Genomic DNA, 20,810 nt, shown 5'->3' on the forward strand with positions numbered 1-20,810 from the left:
GGCCGATCACGAGCCGCGCCCGACCATCGAGGGCATCGGCGCCATCGGCGCCAGCGCACTGCCCTCGGCCGCCGGACTCGGGGTGCGGGCCCGCGTGGCCAACCGGTTCCAGTCCGGCCTGATCGCGGCGTGCACCGTGAGCGCCGTCATCGGCGCGTTCGGCGTGGCCGATCCGCTGGGTTCGGCGCGCTGGCAAGGGATCACGCTGGCGGTCGTGACCGCGATCATCCTCGCGTTGCGCGGCCGCTCGTTCGCCGATCTCACCCAGGCGGCGACGATGATCGCGGGTGGGTGCCTGACCTCCGTCGCATTGGCCGTCGGGTTCGCCGTGGGCGACTCGGAGTACACCCTGCTCGCGGCGGGCGTGCTGCTCGCGTTCGCGACCGGCGTGGTCGGCTTCGGGGTGATCGGACCGCACATCGAGGTCACGCCCGTGACCAGGCGGATGATCGAGGTCTTCGAGTATCTGCTGATCGTGTCGGTGATTCCCCTGGTGTTGTGGGTGATGAACGTCTACTCGATGGCCCGGAACATATGACCGGCAGCGCCTTCCGTCCCAGAGTCGTGCGGATGGCCTGCGCCGCAATGGTTGTCGGCGCCGGAATCGGTATGCCGTGCCCGACCGCGCAGGCGATCTCGCCGCCCGCGATCGATCCCGGCGCACTCGGCGTCGCACAGGGTTTGAGCGTGCGGCCCGCGCCGCTGGAGCCGACCGAGCAGCGCGCGGTCTGCGCCGAACCACTGCTCACCGGCGCGGCGCCCAGCGAACCACCGATGGCGCAACGAGTGCTGGATCTGCCGTCTGCGTGGCAGTTCAGCCGCGGCGCCGGCCAGAAAGTGGCCGTCATCGATACCGGGGTGAATCCGCACCCGCGGCTGCGTTCGCTGCAACCGGGTGGTGATTTCGTCTCCGACAGCGACGGAACAGCCGACTGCGACGGCCACGGCACTTTGGTCGCCGGAATCATCGCCGCCCAGCCCCATCCCGGCGACGCCTTCGCGGGCGTCGCGCCCGACGCGGACCTGCTCACCATCCGGCAGCTGAGTTTGGCCTACGAGCCGAAGGACCGCGGCGGCCGGGACGATCCTCCGGGCAAGATCAGCAGCGACGGCTACGGCAGCGTGCTCACGCTGGCGGCGGCCGTCGTCCGCGCCGTCGATCTCGGCGCCACCGTCATCAACATCTCCGAAGTCGCCTGCACCGCAGCCGGATCGGACACCGCCGACGCCTCGCTCGGCGCGGCGGTGAAATACGCCTACGACCGCAATGTCGTCGTTGTCGCGGCCGCGGGCAACCTGCAACCCGACGGCGCGTGCTCGAAACAGAACGAGGGTTCCGGGTGGAGTTCGGTGACCACCGTCGCGAGTCCGGCCTGGTTCACGCCCTACGTGCTCTCGGTGGGCTCGGTGGACTCGACGGGCCAGGTGTCCGAGCTGTCGCTGCACGGCCCATGGGTGGCCGTCGCGGCGATCGGCCGCAATATCGTGTCGCTCGACAGCAAGCCCGGCGCCACCGGCCTGGTCGACGGCGTGCAGACCACCGAGGGAATCAGGGCCGTGGAGGGCACCAGCTTCGCGGCGCCCTACGTGGCCGGGCTGGCCGCGCTGGTACGGGCGCGCTTCCCGGAACTCACCGCCCAGCAGGTGATGGACCGCATCATCCGCACCGCGCACGGACCGGGCACCGGACGCGACGACCGGATCGGGCACGGCCTGATCGATCCGCTCGCCGCGCTGACCGCGCAACTGCCGGAGAAACCCGTGAGCGCGGGCGCCGACGCCGCGCGAGCCGTCGCCGCGCCGGTGATCCCGCCCGGCCCGGACCCGCGGCCACGCCGGATCGCCGTCATCGGCTCCATCCTCTGCCTGGGCTGCCTGGCCATCGGTGTCGCGGTGGCGATGCCGTTCCGCCGGTCCGGGCGGGACCTGAACGCGGAATTCGATCCGTAGCGCGAGCGGCTATATCGACCGCTGGCCGCCGACCGAACGAAGGAACCATGGCTACCGAAGGCTTTGTGCGCCGCCCACGCATCGCACCGCCCCGGGCACCCGGCGGCGAGGTGGCGCTGACCGCTCCGCCGGAGATCGCACGCGCGCTGCCGGCGCCGCTGATGATGAAGCTGATGCCGATCGTCATGGTGGTCGCGGTGGTCGGCATGATCGCGATGATGGCGATGATGGGCCGCAACCTGCTGGCCAATCCGTTCATGATGATGTTCCCGATGATGATGCTCATGTCGATGGTCGGCATGATGGCGGGCTTCCGGGGCGGCGGGCCCAAACGCGCGGTCGAGCTCAACGAGGAACGCAAGGACTACTTCCGCTACCTCGACCAGGTCCGCAAGGAGGTGCGCCGCACCGGCGGCAAGCAACTGGAGACGCTGCGGTGGAGTCATCCCGAACCGGCCGACCTGCCCTCCCTGATCGGCACCAGGCGGATGTGGGAGCGCAGGCCGAACGACCCCGACTTCGGGCACGTGCGCGTCGGCGTCGGCAGCCACCGGCTGGCCACCAAACTGGCGCGCCCGGAGACGGGCCCGCTGGAGGATCTGGAGCCGGTGTCCACCGTGGCGCTGCGCCGCTTCGTGCGCACCCACTCGGTGGTGCACCGCTTGCCGACCGCCGTGTCGCTGCGCGCGTTTCCCGCGATCAACATCAGCGGCCGCGGCGAAGACGCGCACATGCTGGTCCGCGCGATGTTGATGGAGCTGGCCGCCTTCCACGGTCCCGACCATCTCGCGATCGCGATCGTCTGCTCGGACCCGGACGGCCCGGCCTGGTCCTGGGCGAAATGGCTACCGCAACTGCAACATCCCACGCAGCGCGACGGCATGGGCTCGGCGCGGATGATGTATCACTCGCTCGGCGAGCTGGAGACGGCGCTGGCGGCCGAGTTGCTCGAGCGCGGCCGGTTCATGCGCAACCCCCAGCCGACCCAGGGGCGCCTGCACCTCGTGGTGGTCATCGATGACGGCTACGTCAGCGGCAGCGAACGGCTGGTCAGCGAATCGGGCCTGGATTCGGTGACCGTGCTGGACCTCACCGCGCCGGAGGGCGGGCTCGCGGCGCGGCGCGGACTGCAACTGGTCGCCGCCGACGGGGAGGTGGCCGCGCGCAGTGCTGCCGGAGTGGAGAAGTTCGCCACCGCCGACGAGGTGAGCACCGCCGAGGCCGAGTCCTTCGCCCGCTCGCTGGCCAGGTACCGGCTCGCGACGGCAGCGCAGATCGTCAGTCTCGGCGAGGGAACCACCACCGACCCGGGGCTGATGGCGCTGCTGAAGATCCCGGACGCCGCCCAGATCGATCCGGCGAGGGTGTGGCGTCCGCGCACCGGACGGGAGCGGTTGCGGGTGCCGATCGGCATCACTCCCGACGGCACGCCGGTGGAGATCGACATCAAGGAATCGGCCGAGAACGGCATGGGCCCGCACGGCCTGTGCATCGGCGCGACCGGCTCCGGAAAGTCCGAATTCCTTCGTACCCTCGTGCTTTCGCTGGTCACCACACATTCGCCCGACGCGCTGAACCTGGTGCTCGTCGACTTCAAGGGCGGCGCGACCTTCCTCGGCCTCGACTCGCTGCCGCACGTCGCCGCGGTGATCACCAACCTGGAAGAGGAACTGTCGCTGGTCGACCGCATGAAGGACGCGCTGGCGGGTGAGATGAACCGCCGCCAGGAGCTGCTGCGCTCGGCGGGCAACTACGCCAACGTCACCGACTACGAGAAGGCGCGCGCCGCGGGCGTGCCGCTCGACCCGCTACCCGCGCTGTTCATCGTGGTGGACGAATTCTCCGAATTGCTCTCGCAGAAGCCGGACTTCGCGGAATTGTTCGTGATGATCGGCCGGCTCGGCCGGTCACTGCACGTGCACCTGCTGCTGGCCTCGCAGCGCTTGGAGGAGAACAAGCTGCGCGGCCTGGAGTCGCACCTGTCCTACCGCATCGGCCTGCGCACGTTCTCGGCGAACGAGTCGCGGGCGGTGCTCGGCATCACCGACGCCTACCACCTGCCGAGCGTGCCCGGTTCCGGCTACCTGAAGAGCGATGCGTCGGATCCGTTGCGGTTCAACGCGAGTTACGTGTCCGGACCCTACGTCGCGCCGCAGGGAGCGGTGACCGGGGAGGACGGCAGTCCGGTCGCGGGACACCGGCCCGCGTTGTTCACCGCCGCGCCGGTGGAACTGCCCGAGCCGCTCGACACCGAGGCCGAGGCGGCGCCTGCATCGCCGTCCAACCCGCTGCTGGAGCTGCCGCCGCCACCCTCGGCCGTCGGCAGCGTGCCCGGCGCCGACGAGGGTATCCCGGACACGCTGCTCGACGTGGTCGTCAAGCGGCTCACCGGGCACGGCCGCCCGGCGCACGAGGTGTGGTTGCCGCCCCTGGACGAATCCCCGACGGTGGACATGCTGCTGCCGGACCCGGACTGGCGTTCGCCGGTCAACCGGCACGGCCAGTTGTGGATGCCGATCGGCGTCATCGACAAGCCGTACGAGCAGCGGCGTGACGTGCTCACCATCAATCTGGCGGGCGCACAGGGCAATGTCGCGGTGGTCGGCGGCCCGCAGTCGGGCAAGTCGACGACCTTGCGCACCATCATCATGGCGACCGCGGCCACGCACACCCCCGAACAGGCGCAGTTCTACTGCCTGGACTTCGGTGGCGGAAGCATGGCGGGCCTGTCCGGCGTGCCGCACGTGGGTTCGGTGGCCGGCCGCCTCGACGGTGACCGGGTGCGCCGCACCATCGCCGAACTCACCACGCTGATGCGCCAGCGCGAGGAGCGGTTCGCCGCCCTGGGCATCGAATCGATGGCCGAGTTCCGGCGGCGCAAATTCGGCGAAGGCCGGCGCGTTCCGGACGGCGCGGCCGGACCGTCCGATCCCTTGGCCGACGACAAGTTCGGCGACGTGTTCCTGGTGATCGACGGCTGGGCCGCGATCCGCGAAGAGTTCGACATGCTGGAGCCGCAGATCAACGCCATCGCGGCGCAAGGCTTGTCGTTCGGCATCCACCTGATGATCGGCGCCGCGCGCTGGGCGGAGATCCGGCCGGTGGTCAAGGACCAGATCGGCACCCGCATCGAACTGCGGCTCGGCGATCCGTCGGATTCGGAGATGGGCAGGCGCACCGCGCACCAGGTTCCGGTCGGCCGCCCCGGTCGCGGTCTGACCCCCGAGCAGCTGCACATGCTGATCGCCCTGCCGCGGCTGGACTCCGACTCCGACCCGGGCAGTATGGCCGACGGTGTCGCGCGGGCGCGGGCCGGACTCGAGCAGCAGTACCCGAGCAGCCGCGCGCCCGAGGTGCGCATGCTGCCGCTGCGCTTCGGCAGGGACGAGCTGATGGCCTCCGCGAAGGCCCAAGGTATCGAGCTGAGCCCCACCCGCGTCGTCGTCGGTCTCGGCGAGGCCGAATTGCAGCCGCTGGTCCTGGACTTCGGCGTCGAGCCGCACTTCATGGCCTTCGCCGACGTCGAATGCGGCAAGACGACGCTGCTGCGCAACATCGTGATGGGGGTGGTCGAGCAGTCGACCACCGAGCAGGCCAGGATCATCATGGTCGACTACCGCCGGACCATGCTCGGCGTGGTCGAGGGCGACCACCTGGCCGGCTACTCCACGTCCTCGCAGACCTGTGCTCCGATGATCCAGGAGGTCGCCGGGTATCTGGCCAAGCGGATTCCCGGCTCGGACATCACCCCGCAGCAACTGCGCGAACGCAGTTGGTGGAGCGGCCCCGAGATCTACATCGTGGTGGACGACTACGACATGGTGGCCACCGGCACCGGCATGAATCCGTTCGCGCCACTGCTGGAATACCTGCCGCAGGCCCGCGACATCGGCATGCACCTCGTGGTCACGCGCCGCAGCGGCGGTGTCTCCCGTGCGCTCTACGACCCGATCCTGGGCACCATGAAGAACATGTCGGTGGAGACGTTGATCATGAGCGGGTCGCGCGACGAGGGCAAGCTGATGGGGGACGTGCGGCCCAGCAAATTGCCTCCCGGCCGCGGAACCCTGGTCTCGCGCAGCAGAGGTATCGAGATGGTGCACATCGCGCACCTGCCGCCGGTCTGATCGGCGCGCCGTCGAAACCCCTCGCGCGCCGCATACCTCCGGCGCGCACCGGGCGGCCCGCGACGGACGTCCAACAGCCCACGCGCTTCGGTCAGTTGTTCTGCCGCGGTGTGCGCAGGAACGCCGAGGGCGCCGCATGCGCCACCGCCGAAACCGGCACCGGCAGTTCGTCGTCCCAGCTGTCGACCCGCCGTTCGAACAGCGCGCGAGAAGGTCCCACCGCGAGCGGCCCCGCGATGCGCACCAGGCGGAACCCGGCCGAGCGGTAGTAGTCGTGCAGGTCGGTGTTGGTGGTCCAGGCGTCCAGCCGGACCCACTCGCGTCGCTGGTGGCGGGCGAGCATTCCGGCATGGGCGAGCATCCGGTGACCGACACGATGGCCCGCGAAGCGCAGGTCCACGATCATGAAATGGACGATCACCGAGCCGTCGAGTTCCCACCGCGACCACAGACCGGCATCGGCGCGGTCGTTGACCGTGATAGTTCCCGCCGGCTCGCCCGCGATCTCGGCGATCCAGGTCTCACCGGCGTCCAGCGAGCGTCCGACGGCGCGGGCGAAGATCTCGATGGGCAGGCCGCGTCCGGCGACCGTCCACTGGTCGGAGCCGCGCGCGGTGAGCCATGCCGTGCGCTGCACGCGCAGGTGGCAGATCATGCCGAGATCTCCTATTGTCGCCTGGCGCAGCACGATCGTCATGGGCTAGGCCGAACCGGACCCGGGCGGATTGGCCAGCGTGGTCCGGATGACCGCGGTGCCTTCGGCATCGCCGAGTTCGTAGGCGAGCCGATTGCCGGTGGCCAGCGAGCGATGCCGCGTGGCCCGGGTGACCCGCTCGTGGGTGGCGCCGATACGTAGGTGGTCGAGCAGGATGGTGCCGGTGGCGACGCCGAGAACCAGGGCTTCCTCCGCACTGGCAGGTCGTGCGACGAGGGTGTCGCGGTGCGCGGTCTCGGCATGCCCTCGGTCGGCGAGGCGGCGGGTGGTGCCCTCCGGAATGTCGTGCGGGGAGTCGATCCCGGTGGCCTCGGCCAGGTCCCGGGGATAGAAGCTGACCTCCCACGACCACGGTTCGTTGTCGAGGAACTGGACAACGGTCCTGGCCAGCACCCAGGACTCCGGCGGTATACCCAGCCAAGTCGCGACTTCGGGGCTGGCCGGCTCCATCTTCGCGCTGAACTCCTTCGACGGTTCCCGGCCCGCGGCCCGCGCGATCTCCTCGAAGATGTCGTGCGGTGTCTGCGGCCGGTCGGGACGGATAGAGTCGGTGACCACGGATTCCAGAACTTCTTGGTTTCGAACGATCGTCCCGCGGGAAGTAGCTGTATAGACCAGATTCTCGGTCACCAGCACCTGGATCGCGTTGCGGGCGGTGGTTATCGAAACCTGCATTTGATCGGCAAGCTCGGAATGACTGGGCAGTCGGTCACCCGGTTTCCACTTCGCTGCGCGGATCTCCTCGCGGAGGAGGTCTGCGATCCGGTGATACGTCGGACCGTCCGCCATCATGCTCCTCGGTTGGTCATGCAGGTAACGAAGTGTACTCTTCGTGACTCCCTACGGCCGGGTAACGCTTGACAGGCGCCTTCAGAGGTTTATTGTAATGAAGTCCTGATCCGGTGTTGTGCGGCGATGACGGCGAGGCAACGTGGCAGGTTCGGATACAACGGTCGTAATGGCCATCCCCGGCACACCGAGGTGTGTCGATCCTTCGGTGCGCTCTCCGGCACCGGGATTGCTTCCCACGTCCGACCTATTGGTTCGGGCGTGTCGCGGGCACCGGGTAGTCGGTGGCCCGCTCCTGTGGTTCGCTCGTGATCTGGCAGTGCTACATGAGCGCCGCCTGGTCGGCCGCGGTGGATCGGTGGATACCGCCGTGGCGGTGATCCGCGAAATCGAGCGTCGCAGAGTCGAATTGGTGATGGCGATCGACGACTGGGTGATGCGCAGCGTGCCGCAGCATCGGCTCGGCGCCACGCTGCACACCGAAACGGTGGGCGCGGTGATCGATCGCCTCGCCGAGTCGTCGGTGCGCGCGCACCACGCGTTGATGACTCTGAACGCACACGATGAGCTGTTGCACAACGCATGGCATCATCTCGCCGAACTCGCGGACGCCTACGACGATCTGGTGCGCGACGTCATGGCGGGCAGGCGGCGTCTGCCCGAGTGGTGAGCGGCTGATCCGTTCGCCCTTCTTGCCCGCCGGGCCACGGCCCGGCGGGTGTCAGGGTTGGTAGCGGCGGTGATCGGTGGCGAAGTCGTCCGCGACGGTCGCGGCCAGCTCGACGTAGGCCCGCTTGGTCTGCTTGTGCAGCCGGTGCAGATCGATCTCCGCGCCCTCGGACATATGCGGGTCGAACGGGATGATGTGCACCGCGCGGCACCGGGACAGGAAGTACTCCCGTAGCTGCTGGATACCGACATTCGGCGATCCGGCCCGCGGGGAGTTGATCACCACCACCGCGTTGCGCACCAAGTGGTCGTGGCCGTGCAGCGACAACCAGTCCAATGTCGCTGCGGCGCTGCGCGCTCCGTCGATGGCCGGCGAGGAGATGAGCACCAGCGAGTGCGCCAGGTCCAATACGCCTGCCATGGCCGAATGCATGAGTCCGGTACCGCAGTCGGTGAGGATGATGTTGTAGAACCGCTGCAGGATCCGGGCCACCGCACGGTACTCGTCCTCGCTGAACGCCTCCGACGCGGCCGGATCGCGTTCGCTGGCCAGCACTTCCAGTCGGCTCGTCGCCTGCGAGGTATGCCTGCGCACGTCCGAATAGCGCTGGATGGACGAATCGAGGAGCAGGTCGCGCACGGTGGACCTGGTTTGCAGCGGCACCCGCTGCGACAGGGTGCCGAAGTCGGGATTGGCGTCCACCGCGATCACGCGGTCGCCCCGGATGGAGGCGAAGATGGAGCCGATACCCATTGTGGTGGTGGTCTTTCCGACACCACCCTTGAGCGAGAGCACCGCGATCCGGTAGTCGCCGCGGACGGGCTGCCTGATCCGCGCGACCAGTTCCTGGAGTCTGCGCTCCTCGGCGGACATGCCGGGGTTGATCGAGCCGCCGGACACGTGGTGCACCGCCTTGCGCCACCCCGATCCCGGCGCCTTCTTGGCCCGGCGCAGCGGCACGTTGTCGAGCGAGGGCTGCTGGAACGGCGCGCCCGGCGGCTGCGCGTGCGGCTGCGGGTAGCCCGGCGGCGTGCCCCACTGTCCGGGCTGCGGTACCGGTTGCCCAGCGGCCTGATGTTCGGGGTGATACTGCGGAGGCGCGGAATGCGGGCCTACCGGACCGGATTCGGGTGCAGGGGCCGGTGCGGCGGCATTGCCCCACTGGGCGGCGGGGGTCTGAGGTGGGAGACCCGGTACCTGACCACTCGCGAATGGCGTTGGCGGACCGGCGTATACGCCGCTCGCCGCGTGCGGGCCGCCTGCGTGGTAGGCCGTGTCCTGCTGCTGCGGAACCGGCTGCTGGTCGACGTTCGGTGCTTGTTCGACCGGTGCCTGCGCAGCCGTTGGGTCGTTGGACTCGGCGGACAGCCGGTGCCGCCCGCCACCGGCGACGGGTCGCATCGACGCCGGACCGGTTTCCGTCGCACTGGTCCAGCCCGGCGCGGAGGCGCCCGGCTCCCCTTGCGCACGAGTCGTGTGCACCCAGTCGGCCGGAGCCGGCTGCGCGTCGGTACCCGGCGCAGGGGCGGAGACAGGCGCGGCGCCGATCGCGGCGGCGCTCAGGGGTGCGGGCGAAACGGGGACCGCCCCGCCCTGTCCGGCGTGCGGGACGGTCGCGGAGGGAGCGAGGAACGGTTCCGTAGCACCGTTATCCGCGGATCCTTGATGCGATGCCGGTGAGGAATAGGCAGGCAGATGGGGTTCGTGCGTCGCGCTGTCGGTCTGTGCGGCAGTCTCGTTCGGTGCGGGCGGGAGACCGGGCCGACTCGGACGACCGGTCTGCTCCGATGCGGTGTGACCGAGCCAGGGTGGCGGGCCGTCCGTACCGCGCGTCGGCCGGTGCTCGTCGTGCGCCGGAGCCGTCGCGGGCGTGCCGGACCCGCCGCTGTGCGGCCGCTCGTGCGGCGCGGGCGGATCGGGCAGTGGTGGAAGACGGCGGGGTGTGTCCGGGGCGGATGCCTCGGTCTGCGCGGGCTGCGGCGCGGCGAGCCAGGGCGGCGGCCCGTCCGGCGTCACCGCGGTGGGCTCGGCTTGGGCGGCTTGTGGTGGCGGCGCCGGACGATCAGCCGGGAGCGCCTGGTGGGCATCGATCGGTGGCGTGGTGTCGCTCGCGCCCGGTGTGGGACCACCCGCCGATGTCGTCGGGTGCTCAACCGGCGGCGCGCTCGAGTTCGGTAAAGCAGCGGAGCTATCGCCGCCCGCCTGCTCGGCCGTGCTGTCGCCGGTGGGTGGCGGCGTCGGGTCGCCGATAGGTGGCGGCGGCGTGGGTTGCGCGCTTGTCGGTGTCGGTGGGTGTCCGTGCTGCCATGTCGCGGGGTTCGGGGCGGACGGGGGCGCGGCGGGGTATTCGCCGTGCGGCGGCGTGGGTTGCGCGCTTGTCGGTGTCGGCGAGTATCCGCTCTGCCATGTCGCGGGGTCCGGGGCGAACGGGTATCCGCCCTGGGGCGGCGGAGCGGATGGGTTGCCGCCGGTCGGAGAGGTCGGCTGGTTGCCGGTCGGCGGTATCTCCCGGGGCTCGCTACCCGGGTGCGCGGGCTCGGCCGGGGCCACCGGTGCGGCGGCCTGGCCTGGCGGCGGCGAGGTGGGCCACTGGCTCGGCCGCACCGCCGCCAGCGCGGCGTCGAGCCGAGGGTTGCCGGTGGAGGGCCATCCGCCGTTCTGCGGTCCGAGCGGAGGTCGGCCGCCACCGGTGACCTGGGCGCTCTCGCCGCGCGAGGGCGAGACGGGCTCGTCGTTCGGTGTCCGGCCGGGCTGCTCGTCGGCCGATTGCCGCGGCAGTGGCGGGAGATCCGGCCGTTCGGACTGCCGGTGCGTCTGCTGGTCGTTCGACCCGGCCGGGTTCGCGGCCCTGCTGCCCAGCGGCTGGAAACCGGGGGAGGGCTGTGAGGGGTTACGGGTGGGCAGGCTGTGCTGCGGCGTGTTGTCGCGCTGGTGGGGCTGGGGCGGCGCCTGCCACGAGTTGTCCTGCGCCGGGGGTGTGCGGTCGTAGCCGGGGTGCTGCCAGGACTCGGGCGGGAGCTGAGCAGGCACGGGCTCGTCCGGGACCGGCGCGGGTGCGCGGCTCGCCTCGCTCTGCCGCTGTTCCTCGTCGGCGGCCCCCTCGTGCTTGTCGCGGCGCCAGCCCTTGCGGCGCTTCTCCGGGCGCGCGGCGTCCGGGCGGTCCGCCTCTGGCGCGCGGTTCTTGAAACGTCCGCGCCTGCGGCCAGGGGTTTCCTCGATGAGATCTTCGTGCGGAAGGTTCTGTACGGGCGCTTCGTAGCCGCTCTGGCCGACCTCGCTCTCCGACAGCCAGGGCGGCAGCATGGGCAGGCCGTCGTTGCTACGGCTCACGACTGCGCCTCGCTGACACTCGGCGTGCCGACGACTCGCTCGCTGCGTTCACTCACGACTTCCCTCGCTGCCGCTCGGCTCGGTCGTGGCCAGGGGCGCTCTGCCGGTGACTCGCTCGCTACGCTTACTCACGGCCTCGCCTCCCTGCCGCTCGCTTCGACCCTGACCGAGGGCGCCTCCGCCGGTGGCTCGCTCGCTGCGCCGGCTCACGCATCCCCCTCGATCTGCTCGACCCAAATACCTGGACAGCGGCCAGTTTACGCGACAACCCGCCCCCGTCGCGGCACAGCGTCCGAGGCCCGCCATGAGTGGGAAGACGGCTGCGAAACCCCAGGCGACACGGGTATACAGGGAGGCATTTTTGCCCGATCCGGAACGGATCGGTAAGCTGGAGCGGCGGTGCACCTACGCGCCGCCTGTTTGTGTGCGAGCGGTCCGCTCCGGCGGTCGATCCATCCGAGCAGACTCAGGCAAACAAACCAGGTTGAGCGTAACCGGGATCGCGGAGGACATGGCGAAGAAAGACGGGGCCATCGAGGTCGAGGGTCGAGTTGTCGAACCGCTGCCCAATGCGATGTTCCGGATCGAGCTCGAGAACGGGCACAAGGTTCTCGCGCACATCAGCGGGAAGATGCGGCAGCACTACATTCGCATCCTGCCCGAGGACCGCGTTGTCGTCGAGCTCTCGCCCTACGACCTGTCGCGCGGCCGGATCGTATACCGCTACAAGTGATCGCGCCCGGCGCGATCGGGTCGATACGAACCCGGCAGTCCCGGCGTGAGCCGGGGCCGAGTCGAAAGACTCGCTACAGAACTTCCCCAGTCGCCGACTGGGGAAAAACTGTGTTCACACCCCTGTGAACCACAACAGATTGGACGGACGTGAAGGTTCAGCCGAGCGTCAAGAAGATCTGCGAGAAGTGCAAGGTGATCCGCCGTCACGGCCGGGTCATGGTGATCTGCGACAACCTGCGCCACAAGCAGCGCCAGGGCTGAGCGGAGGCGAGGGAGACCTCGTCCCACCGCCCGAGGCTTGCCGAAGGCGCCGCTCGACGCGACACCAGCCAAGCACCGAACCGCAGTTCGGATTGGCAAGAAGAACTCCCAGCACCAGCCGCACGCTGCGGATATCAGGGTTCGCCCTGGGCGTGTGCGCCTACCACCGGTTCGGAGGCCGGTGCCCCACACAAGACGAGGGGACGGACAGGGAGCAGACCTCCGCAACGATTAAGGAAGCTGCCAGATGGCACGTCTCATGGGCGTCGACCTCCCGCGCGAGAAGCGCATGGAGATCGCACTGACCTACATTTTCGGCATTGGCCGTACCCGCTCCAAGGAGATCCTCGACGCCACCGGCGTCAGCCCGGACCTGCGTTCGAAGGATCTCAGCGACGACGATCTGACGAAGCTGCGTGACTACATCGAGGCTTCGGAGTTCAAGGTCGAGGGTGACCTGCGCCGTGAGGTGCAGGCCGATATTCGCCGCAAGATCGAGATCGGCTGCTACCAGGGCCTGCGCCACCGTCGTGGCCTGCCCGTGCGTGGCCAGCGCACCAAGACCAACGCGCGCACCCGCAAGGGCCCGAAGCGCACCGTCGCCGGCAAGAAGAAGTAGGGATAACCGATGCCTCCGAAGTCCAGGGCCTCCGGCCCCAAGAAGACCCAGAAGTCGCGTCGCCGGGAAAAGAAGAACGTCCCGCACGGCCACGCGCACATCAAGAGCACGTTCAACAACACGATCGTGTCGATCACCGACCCGAGTGGCAACGTCATCTCCTGGGCGTCGTCCGGGCATGTCGGCTTCAAGGGTTCGCGCAAGTCGACCCCGTTCGCCGCGCAGCTCGCCGCCGAGAACGCCGCCCGCAAGGCGCAGGAGAACGGCGTCAAGAAGGTCGACGTGTTCGTGAAGGGCCCCGGTTCGGGCCGCGAGACCGCGATCCGCTCGCTGCAGGCCGCAGGCCTCGAGGTGGGCACGATCTCCGATGTCACCCCGCAGCCGCACAACGGCTGCCGTCCGCCCAAGCGGCGTCGCGTCTAGCGGGAAAGGAATAGCGAACAATGGCTCGTTACACAGGCCCTATCACCCGCAAGTCGCGTCGTCTGCGCGTCGACCTCGTCGGAGGCGACCAGGCGTTCGAGCGTCGCCCCTACCCGCCCGGCCAGCACGGCCGCGCGCGGATCAAGGAGAGCGAGTACCTGCTCCAGCTGCAGGAGAAGCAGAAGGCCCGCTTCTCCTACGGCGTCATGGAGAAGCAGTTCCGCCGGTACTACGAAGAGGCCAACCGCCTCAAGGGCAAGACCGGTGACAACCTGCTGCGTCTGCTCGAGACCCGGCTGGACAACGTCGTGTACCGCGCCGGTCTGGCGCGTACCCGCCGCCAGGCTCGCCAGCTGGTCTCGCACGGCCACTTCCTGGTGAACAACAAGAAGGTCGACGTTCCCAGCTTCCAGGTCACCCAGTACGACATCATCGATGTCAAGGAGAAGTCGCTGGGCACCCTGCCGTTCCAGGTGGCGCGCGAGACCGTCGGCGACCGCCCGGTGCCGGGCTGGCTGCAGGTGATCCCGGGCCGGCTGCGGATTCTGGTCCACCAGTTGCCGGAGCGCGCCCAGATCGATGTGCCGCTGCAGGAACAGCTGATCGTCGAGTACTACTCGAAGTAATCGGCACGTGCTGCTGGTGTGTGGTCGCCCGGACACGGGCGGCCACACACAACCCCTGAGACGAGGCGTCAAATAGCGGGCGCCCAAAAAGGAGGATGATCCTAATGCTGATTTCACAGCGTCCGACGCTGACCGAAGAGGTCGTCGCCGAGAACCGCTCGAAGTTCACCATCGAGCCGCTCGAGCCGGGCTTCGGTTACACCCTCGGCAACTCGCTGCGCCGTACCCTGCTGTCCTCGATTCCGGGGGCGGCGGTCACGAGCATCCGCATCGACGGCGTCCTGCACGAGTTCACCACCGTCCCGGGCGTGAAGGAAGATGTCACCGACATCATCCTGAACCTCAAGGGCCTGGTCGTGTCCTCGGAGGAGGACGAGCCGGTCACGATGTACGTGCGCAAGCAGGGTCCGGGCACCGTCACCGCCGGTGACATCGTCCCGCCCAGCGGCGTCGTGGTGCACAACCCGGACATGCACATCGCGACCCTGAACGACAAGGGCAAGCTGGAGATCGAGCTCGTCGTCGAGCGCGGTCGCGGCTACGTCCCCGCCGTGCAGAACAAGGCCTCCGGTGCGGAAATCGGCCGGATCCCGGTGGATTCGATCTACTCGCCGGTGCTGAAGGTGACCTACAAGGTCGAGGCCACCCGCGTCGAGCAGCGCACCGACTTCGACCGGCTCATCCTGGACGTGGAGACCAAGAACTCCATCAGCGCGCGGGACGCGCTCGCCTCGGCGGGCAAGACCCTGGTCGAGCTCTTCGGCCTGGCCCGTGAGCTGAACGTCGAAGCCGAGGGCATCGAGATCGGCCCCTCGCCGGCCGAGGCGGATCACATCGCCTCGTTCGGCCTGCCGATCGAGGACCTGGACCTCACCGTCCGGTCTTACAACTGCCTCAAGCGCGAGGGTGTGCACACCGTGGGCGAGCTGGTCGCCCGCACCGAGTCGGATCTGCTGGACATTCGCAACTTCGGCCAGAAGTCCATCGACGAGGTCAAGGTCAAGCTGCACGCGCTCGGCCTCTCGCTCAAGGACAGCCCGGCGTCGTTCGATCCGTCCAGCGTGGTCGGCTACGACGCGAGCACCGGCACGTGGAGCGACAGCGGCACGTTCAGTGACACCGATGGCGGCGAGCAGGACTACGCCGAGACCGAACAGCTCTAGGCCCCCGGGGTAGGCGCCCCGGCCCGGCCTCGTACCCGTGGCGTGAGCGACGCGCCCGGAAGCGGTAGCAGAGCGTAACCACGCATGGCGCCGGGAGCGCCGCAAAAGACACACAGGAGAACACCACAATGCCCAAGCCCAAGAAGGGTGCCCGCTTCGGCGGGTCGGCGTCGCACCAGAAGGCGATCTTCGCCAATCTGGCGACGGCGCTCTTCGAGCACGGCCGGATCACCACCACCGAGGCCAAGGCCAAGGCCGTGCGCCCCTACGCGGAGAAGCTGATCACCAAGGCGAAGGGCGGCACTCTGGCCGACCGTCGCGAGGTGCTGAAGGTCATCCGCAACAAGAACGTCGTACACGAACTCTTCGCCGAGATCGGTCCGTCGTTCGAGGGACGCGAGGGTGGTTACACCCGCATCACCAAGACGCTGCCGCGTAAGGGTGACAACGCGCCGATGGCGATCATCGAGCTGGTCCGGGAGAAGACCGTGACCAACGAGGCCGATCGCGCCCGTCGCGTCGCCGCGTCGAAGAAGGCGGAGGAGGCTCCGGCCGCCGAGGTCGTCGAGGAGGAGGCCGAGGAGGCCACCGCCGAGACCGCCGAGGCTCCGGCTGCCGAGGAGGCCGCCGAGGACAAGAAGGACGCCTGACGCCTAGCGTTCGGAGTCCGCGCACGAGCCCGCCACCCGCACTGGGTCGGCGGGCTCGTTCGTTTCGACCGGAGGATCATGTGACCGTGGAGGAATCGGTGGGATCGAGTGCGGACCGGCCGCCCGAGGACGTGCCGGAAACCGGCATGTCGCGGGTCCGGCTGAGCATCGCCTACGACGGCACGGATTTCACCGGCTGGGCACGTCAGCCCGGTCTGCGCACCGTGCAGGGCGTGCTGGAGGACGCGCTGAGCAAGGTGTTCCGCGAGCCGATCCAGCTGACCGTGGCGGGGCGAACGGACGCGGGCGTGCACGCCGAGGGGCAGGTCGCGCATTTCGACACGTCCGGCGAACTGGACGCGGAGAAGCTGGTGCACCGAATGGCGCGATTCCTGCCGAAGGACGTGCGAATCACGGGGGCGCGCCCGGCCCCGCCCGAGTTCGATGCCCGGTTCTCCGCCATCCGCCGCCACTATGCCTATCGGCTGACCACCGCGCCGTACGGAGCGGAGCCGCTGCAGGCCCGCAGCGTGGTCGCTTGCCGATCCGGCGTCGATGTCGGGGCCATGCGGGAGGCTTCGCGAACACTGTTGGGGCTGCATGATTTCGCCGCGTTCTGCCGCCGCAGGGAGGGTGCGACGACGGTTCGGGAGTTGCAGCGCTTCGACTGGGTGCGCGACGGCGATCTGCTGGTCGCCTACGTCAGCGCCGACGCGTTCTGCTGGTCGATGGTGCGCAGCCTGGTCGGCGCGATGCTCGCCGTCGGCGAGGGGCGGCGCACCGTGGAATGGGTCGCCGCGCTGCTGCGGGAGACGGAGCGCTCCAGCTCGGTCACCGTCGCGCCCGCACACGGTTTGAGCCTGATCGCCGTCGACTACCCGGCCGACGGGGAACTCGCCGCCCGCAACGCGCAGACGCGGGAGATGCGGTCGGTCCCGGCCCAGCAGGCGGGTTGCTGCGGCGACTAGGAATGCGGGGCTGCCCGCACCCGTGCTCGGGTGCGGGCAGCGCGGCGCTCACTTCGACGATTGCGGGTACTGCTGCTGGGACTGCCCCTGCTGCTCGGCCTGCGCCGGCTGTCCGGAACGGCCCGTTTGCGCTTCGATCGTCCTCGGTTCCTGCGACGCGCCGGAGATCTGGATTCGCCGCGGCTTCGCGCGCTCCGCGATCGGAATCGTCACCGAGAGCACACCGTTGTTGTACGTCGCGCTGATGTTCTCGACGTCGACGTTCTCACCCAGCGACATCTGGCGCATGAAGGTGCCCGCGAAGCGTTCCGAGGCGATCCACTGGACGCCTTCCTCGCTCGGCACGGTGCGTTGGGCCCGAAGGGTGAGCGTGCCGTTGTCGACACTGACGTCGATCGAGCCGGGATCGACGCCGGGCAGGTCCGCGTTCAGGACGTAGTGATCTCCCGCCTTGAACAGATCCATCGGCATGAATCGCGGTGCGCGACCCGTTCCTGCGCTTTCACCGAGCAACTGGCGGGCGACAGTGTCGATGTCATGAAATGGATCGAATCTCAGCACAGCGATCACCTCCATCTCGTTAGTGGTGACGCCTGCCACGGCGGCGGGCGCCATAGCTGTGCAATAGCCACAGTAGCCCTCCTGAAGCGGGAGAGCATCAAGCCCGACGGATGCGCGACCGCGAGATCCGCCGGCACGGAATAGCCGCCTCCGGGCACGTGTTGGCTCGGGACATGGCATTCGACAGTCTCGGACGGTTCGGAGTGTGGCGGGCGTTCAACGGGTTCGGCCCGGAGGACGCACGGGAATTGGAGCAGCTGGGCTACGGCGCGCTGTGGCTGGGGGCCTCGCCGCCCGCGGATCTGGCAACCGTCGAACCGTTGCTGGAGGCGACCGAAACGATCACCGTGGCCACCAGCATCGTGAACATCTGGGCGTCGCCCGCGAAGGAGGCGGCCGACTCGTTCCACCGGATCGAGGCACGCTTCCCCGGCCGGTTCCTGCTCGGCATCGGTGCGGGACACCCCGAGCACACCGGCGAGTACCGCAAGCCGTACGACGCGCTGGTCGAATACCTGGACGACCTCGACGCCGCCGGTGTGCCCGCCGAACGGCGCGCGGTGGCCGCACTCGGCCCGCGGGTGCTCAAGCTGGCCGCCGAGCGGTCCGCGGGGCCGCTGCCGTACTTCGTACCCGCGGCGCACACCGCGAAGGCTCGCGAGATCGTCGGCCCGGACACGCTGCTGGCCACCGAGCACAAGGTGGTGCTGACCGACGACACCCGAGCCGCGCACGCCGTCGCCGACGAGACCGTCGGGTTCTACCTGGGCCTGACCAACTACGCGTCGAACCTGCGCCGGTTCGGCTTCACCGACGCCGACCTCTCCGTCCCGCCCGGCGATCGCGTGTTCGACGCCGTCATCGCGTACGGCACGCCGGAGCGGATCGCCGCCCGGCTGTCGGAGCACCTCGACGCCGGTGCCGACCATGTCGCGGTGCAGATCCTCGGCGACAACCACCTCCCCGCGCTGCGCACCCTCGCCCCGCTGCTGACCGCGAAAGCCTGAGCATCGGCTCGTCTCCGGCGATCGTCCTAAGGGACTGTTAGGAAGCATCGAGAGCCATTCCGCGAGCTTGTGACTGTCGCCACACTGATCTGCGACGACGTGATGAGGCGTCGGAGGAGGAGATCTTGTGACTACGACACAGCCCGTGAGTGAGCGCCGGGTGGTCGCGAACGTGCTACGCGGATCCATCGGAAACCTGGTCGAGTGGTACGACTGGTATGTCTACGCCGCATTCAGCGTGTACTTCGCGAAGACGTTCTTCCCCAAGGACGATCCGACGGCGCAGCTGTTGTCCACCGCCGCCGTGTTCGCGGTCGGCTTCCTGATGCGTCCGATCGGCGGTTGGGCACTGGGCCGGTACGCCGACCGGTTCGGCCGTCGTTCGGCGCTGACCCTGTCGGTGACCGTGATGGCGGCGGGTTCTCTGCTGATCGCGGTGACACCCGGCTACCAGACCATCGGTGTGGCCGCTCCGGCCCTGCTGCTGGTCGCCCGGCTCCTGCAAGGTCTGTCGGTCGGCGGAGAATACGCCACCAGCGCGACATATCTGTCCGAGGTGGCCTCGGCGGGCAGGCGCGGGTTCTACTCGAGTTTCCAGTACGTGACCCTGGTGGCGGGCCAGCTCGTCGCGCTCGGGGTGCAGATCGTGCTGCAACAATTCCTCGACGCCGACCGGATGAACGCCTGGGGTTGGCGGATTCCGTTTGTGATCGGCGCCGCCGGTGCGCTGATCGTGATGTGGCTGCGGCGCGGCATGGACGAGTCCGAGCAGTTCCGCGCCGAATCCGGGCAGGCGTCGCGGAAGAAGGCGACGGCCGCCGAAGCGGGGCAGTCGCGTGGTTCGCTGCGGATCCTGTTGCAATACCCCCGCGAGTGTCTGCTGGTGGTCGGGTTGACGCTGGGCGGAACGGTCGCGTTCTACACGTACACGACCTACATGCAGAAGTTCATGATCAATACCTCCGGCATCTCCAAATCGACGGTGGCGTGGATCAACTTCATCGCGCTGCTGGTCTTCGTGGTCCTGCAACCGCTCGCGGGCGCGCTGTCGGACCGGGTGGGCAGGCGCAAACTGCTGATCTTCTTCGGCGTGGCGGGCACACTGCTCACCGTGCCGATCATGACGGTGCTCGCGCACACCACCAATCCGGTCGCCGCGTGGGGCCTGATGATGGTCGCCCTGCTGATCATCACGGGATACACCTCGATCAACGCGATCGTGAAGGCGGAACTCTTCCCGACGAAGATCCGCGCGCTCGGTGTCGGGCTTCCCTATGCCCTCACCGTCGCCATCTTCGGCGGCACCGCGGAGACGATCGCGCTCGCGCTGAAGAAGGGCGGCCACGAGTCGCTGTACTTCTGGTACGTCGCCGGCTGCATCGCCATCTCGCTGCTCACCTACTACTTCATGCGGGAGACCTCGGCCTCGTCGCAGATCGACAGCGAGCCCACCGGCGCCGCGGTGGCCGAGCCGGGACGGCGGATGGCCACCGTGCGTGACTGACCGTCCGGCACACGCGCCGGTCCCCCCGCTGTGGGAGGATCGGCGCGTGCGGCTTGCGGTGGTCGAGGACGACGACGGCGTGGGAGACGCGCTGGTCGAGGCCTTGAACGCCCGCGGTTACCGCGCAGAACGCATGCGTCGCGGAGCGGATCTGCTGGTCGCGCACCGCGACTTCGACGCCGTGGTCCTCGACCTCGGACTGCCCGACGGCGACGGTCTGCAGGTGTTGCGCAGACTGCGCGAAGTGAGTTCGGTTCCGGTGCTGATCCTCACCGCGCGCAGCGACGAACGTTCGATCGTGCGCGGCCTGCGCGGCGGCGCGGACGACTATCTGGTCAAGCCGCCGCGGATCGCGGAACTCGTCGCGCGGCTGGAGACGGTCACCAGGCGGGCGGCGGCCGCGGCGCGGCAGGCGCAATCGGTGGTCGTCACCGGTGACGTGCGGGTGGATCTGGGGGCCCGCGTGGTGGAGGTCGCCGGTGCGCCGGTGCCGTTGACCCAGAAGGAGTTCGAGTTGGTCGAGGCGCTGGTGGAACGGCCGGGGGCCGCTGTGAGTCGCCAGCAGTTGATGGATCGCATCTGGGGTGACGCCTTCGTCGCGGTCTCGCGTTCCCTGGATGTGCACATGACCGGTCTGCGGGCGAAGCTCAACCGGCCCGGTCTGATCACCACCATCCGCGGATACGGGTATCGGTGGGGACAGTGAGCGCGG

Annotated in this window: 19 protein-coding genes; 15 read left to right on the top strand and 4 right to left on the bottom strand. The window is 69.0% G+C overall.

What is annotated here, in order from left to right; genetic code table 11:
- From eccD to eccCa, 3 genes are all read left to right on the top strand, one after another.
- Window positions 1-538 (top strand): type VII secretion integral membrane protein EccD (gene eccD, locus NG1_RS20410; RefSeq protein ID WP_063910384.1); only part of this gene is annotated, 538 nt, incomplete at its 5' end.
- 32 nt (window positions 539-570) lie between these two features.
- Window positions 571-1,950: a type VII secretion-associated serine protease mycosin gene (gene mycP / locus NG1_RS20415; RefSeq protein ID WP_062973221.1), complete on the top strand. Its 1,380-nt coding sequence runs from the start codon at window positions 571-573 to the stop codon at window positions 1,948-1,950.
- A gap of 47 nt (window positions 1,951-1,997) precedes the next feature.
- Complete coding sequence (gene eccCa, locus NG1_RS20420) at window positions 1,998-6,077, top strand: type VII secretion protein EccCa (RefSeq protein WP_062973150.1); 4,080 nt, start codon at window positions 1,998-2,000, stop codon at window positions 6,075-6,077.
- Between the two features lie 91 nt (window positions 6,078-6,168).
- Here the strand turns inward: eccCa and NG1_RS20425 are convergent, their stop codons facing one another.
- Window positions 6,169-6,774, bottom strand: a complete 606-nt coding sequence (locus tag NG1_RS20425; protein ID WP_084499058.1) for a GNAT family N-acetyltransferase — start codon at window positions 6,772-6,774, stop codon at window positions 6,169-6,171.
- A 3-nt stretch (window positions 6,775-6,777) separates the two neighbouring features.
- Window positions 6,778-7,584, bottom strand: a complete 807-nt coding sequence (locus NG1_RS20430; protein WP_062973152.1) for a GntR family transcriptional regulator — start codon at window positions 7,582-7,584, stop codon at window positions 6,778-6,780.
- Window positions 7,585-7,939: 355 nt separating this feature from the next.
- Between NG1_RS20430 and NG1_RS38425 the strand changes: the two genes are divergently transcribed.
- The gene (locus NG1_RS38425) at window positions 7,940-8,251 is read left to right on the top strand and encodes a DUF4254 domain-containing protein (RefSeq protein ID WP_245548824.1); all 312 of its coding nucleotides are present in this window, start codon (window positions 7,940-7,942) and stop codon (window positions 8,249-8,251) included.
- A 51-nt stretch (window positions 8,252-8,302) separates the two neighbouring features.
- Here the strand turns inward: NG1_RS38425 and NG1_RS38430 are convergent, their stop codons facing one another.
- Window positions 8,303-11,581, bottom strand: a complete 3,279-nt coding sequence (locus tag NG1_RS38430; protein WP_245659971.1) for a MinD/ParA family ATP-binding protein — start codon at window positions 11,579-11,581, stop codon at window positions 8,303-8,305.
- 511 nt (window positions 11,582-12,092) lie between these two features.
- On the opposite strand from NG1_RS38430, the gene infA reads away from it, so the two are divergent.
- The 8 genes from infA (at window position 12,093) to truA (ending at window position 17,026) form a co-directional block, all read left to right on the top strand.
- Window positions 12,093-12,314 (top strand): translation initiation factor IF-1, encoded by a 222-nt coding sequence (gene infA / locus NG1_RS20445; protein ID WP_003418601.1) that lies wholly within the window; start codon window positions 12,093-12,095, stop codon window positions 12,312-12,314.
- A 149-nt stretch (window positions 12,315-12,463) separates the two neighbouring features.
- Entirely contained in the window at window positions 12,464-12,577 is a 114-nt protein-coding gene (gene rpmJ, locus NG1_RS20450; protein WP_011207363.1) for a 50S ribosomal protein L36, read from the top strand.
- 247 nt (window positions 12,578-12,824) lie between these two features.
- A complete protein-coding gene (rpsM, locus tag NG1_RS20455) occupies window positions 12,825-13,196 on the top strand; it encodes a 30S ribosomal protein S13 (protein ID WP_040864911.1) in 372 nt (123 codons plus the stop codon).
- Between the two features lie 9 nt (window positions 13,197-13,205).
- Window positions 13,206-13,619 (top strand): 30S ribosomal protein S11, encoded by a 414-nt coding sequence (gene rpsK / locus NG1_RS20460; RefSeq protein WP_014349147.1) that lies wholly within the window; start codon window positions 13,206-13,208, stop codon window positions 13,617-13,619.
- Between the two features lie 20 nt (window positions 13,620-13,639).
- Complete coding sequence (gene rpsD, locus NG1_RS20465; RefSeq protein WP_043719990.1) at window positions 13,640-14,245, top strand: 30S ribosomal protein S4; 606 nt, start codon at window positions 13,640-13,642, stop codon at window positions 14,243-14,245.
- Window positions 14,246-14,349: 104 nt separating this feature from the next.
- Window positions 14,350-15,408: a DNA-directed RNA polymerase subunit alpha gene (locus NG1_RS20470; RefSeq protein ID WP_039796155.1), complete on the top strand. Its 1,059-nt coding sequence runs from the start codon at window positions 14,350-14,352 to the stop codon at window positions 15,406-15,408.
- A 128-nt stretch (window positions 15,409-15,536) separates the two neighbouring features.
- Window positions 15,537-16,058: a 50S ribosomal protein L17 gene (gene rplQ, locus NG1_RS20475; RefSeq protein WP_062973156.1), complete on the top strand. Its 522-nt coding sequence runs from the start codon at window positions 15,537-15,539 to the stop codon at window positions 16,056-16,058.
- A gap of 146 nt (window positions 16,059-16,204) precedes the next feature.
- A complete protein-coding gene (gene truA / locus NG1_RS20480) occupies window positions 16,205-17,026 on the top strand; it encodes a tRNA pseudouridine(38-40) synthase TruA (RefSeq protein WP_062973224.1) in 822 nt (273 codons plus the stop codon).
- Between the two features lie 48 nt (window positions 17,027-17,074).
- On the opposite strand, the gene NG1_RS20485 is transcribed toward truA, so the two are convergent.
- Window positions 17,075-17,587 (bottom strand): Hsp20/alpha crystallin family protein, encoded by a 513-nt coding sequence (locus NG1_RS20485; protein ID WP_084499063.1) that lies wholly within the window; start codon window positions 17,585-17,587, stop codon window positions 17,075-17,077.
- Window positions 17,588-17,760: 173 nt separating this feature from the next.
- On the opposite strand from NG1_RS20485, the gene NG1_RS20490 reads away from it, so the two are divergent.
- The 3 genes from NG1_RS20490 (at window position 17,761) to NG1_RS20500 (ending at window position 20,804) form a co-directional block, all read left to right on the top strand.
- Window positions 17,761-18,594 (top strand): LLM class F420-dependent oxidoreductase, encoded by an 834-nt coding sequence (locus tag NG1_RS20490; RefSeq protein ID WP_062973226.1) that lies wholly within the window; start codon window positions 17,761-17,763, stop codon window positions 18,592-18,594.
- Window positions 18,595-18,721: 127 nt separating this feature from the next.
- Window positions 18,722-20,098 (top strand): MFS transporter, encoded by a 1,377-nt coding sequence (locus tag NG1_RS20495; RefSeq protein WP_062973158.1) that lies wholly within the window; start codon window positions 18,722-18,724, stop codon window positions 20,096-20,098.
- Window positions 20,099-20,144: 46 nt separating this feature from the next.
- Window positions 20,145-20,804: a response regulator transcription factor gene (locus tag NG1_RS20500; protein ID WP_040864915.1), complete on the top strand. Its 660-nt coding sequence runs from the start codon at window positions 20,145-20,147 to the stop codon at window positions 20,802-20,804.
- The last annotated feature ends 6 nt before the right edge of the window (window positions 20,805-20,810 follow it).

The organism is Nocardia gamkensis NBRC 108242, assembly GCF_001612985.1.
Lineage (GTDB): Bacteria > Actinomycetota > Actinomycetes > Mycobacteriales > Mycobacteriaceae > Nocardia > Nocardia gamkensis.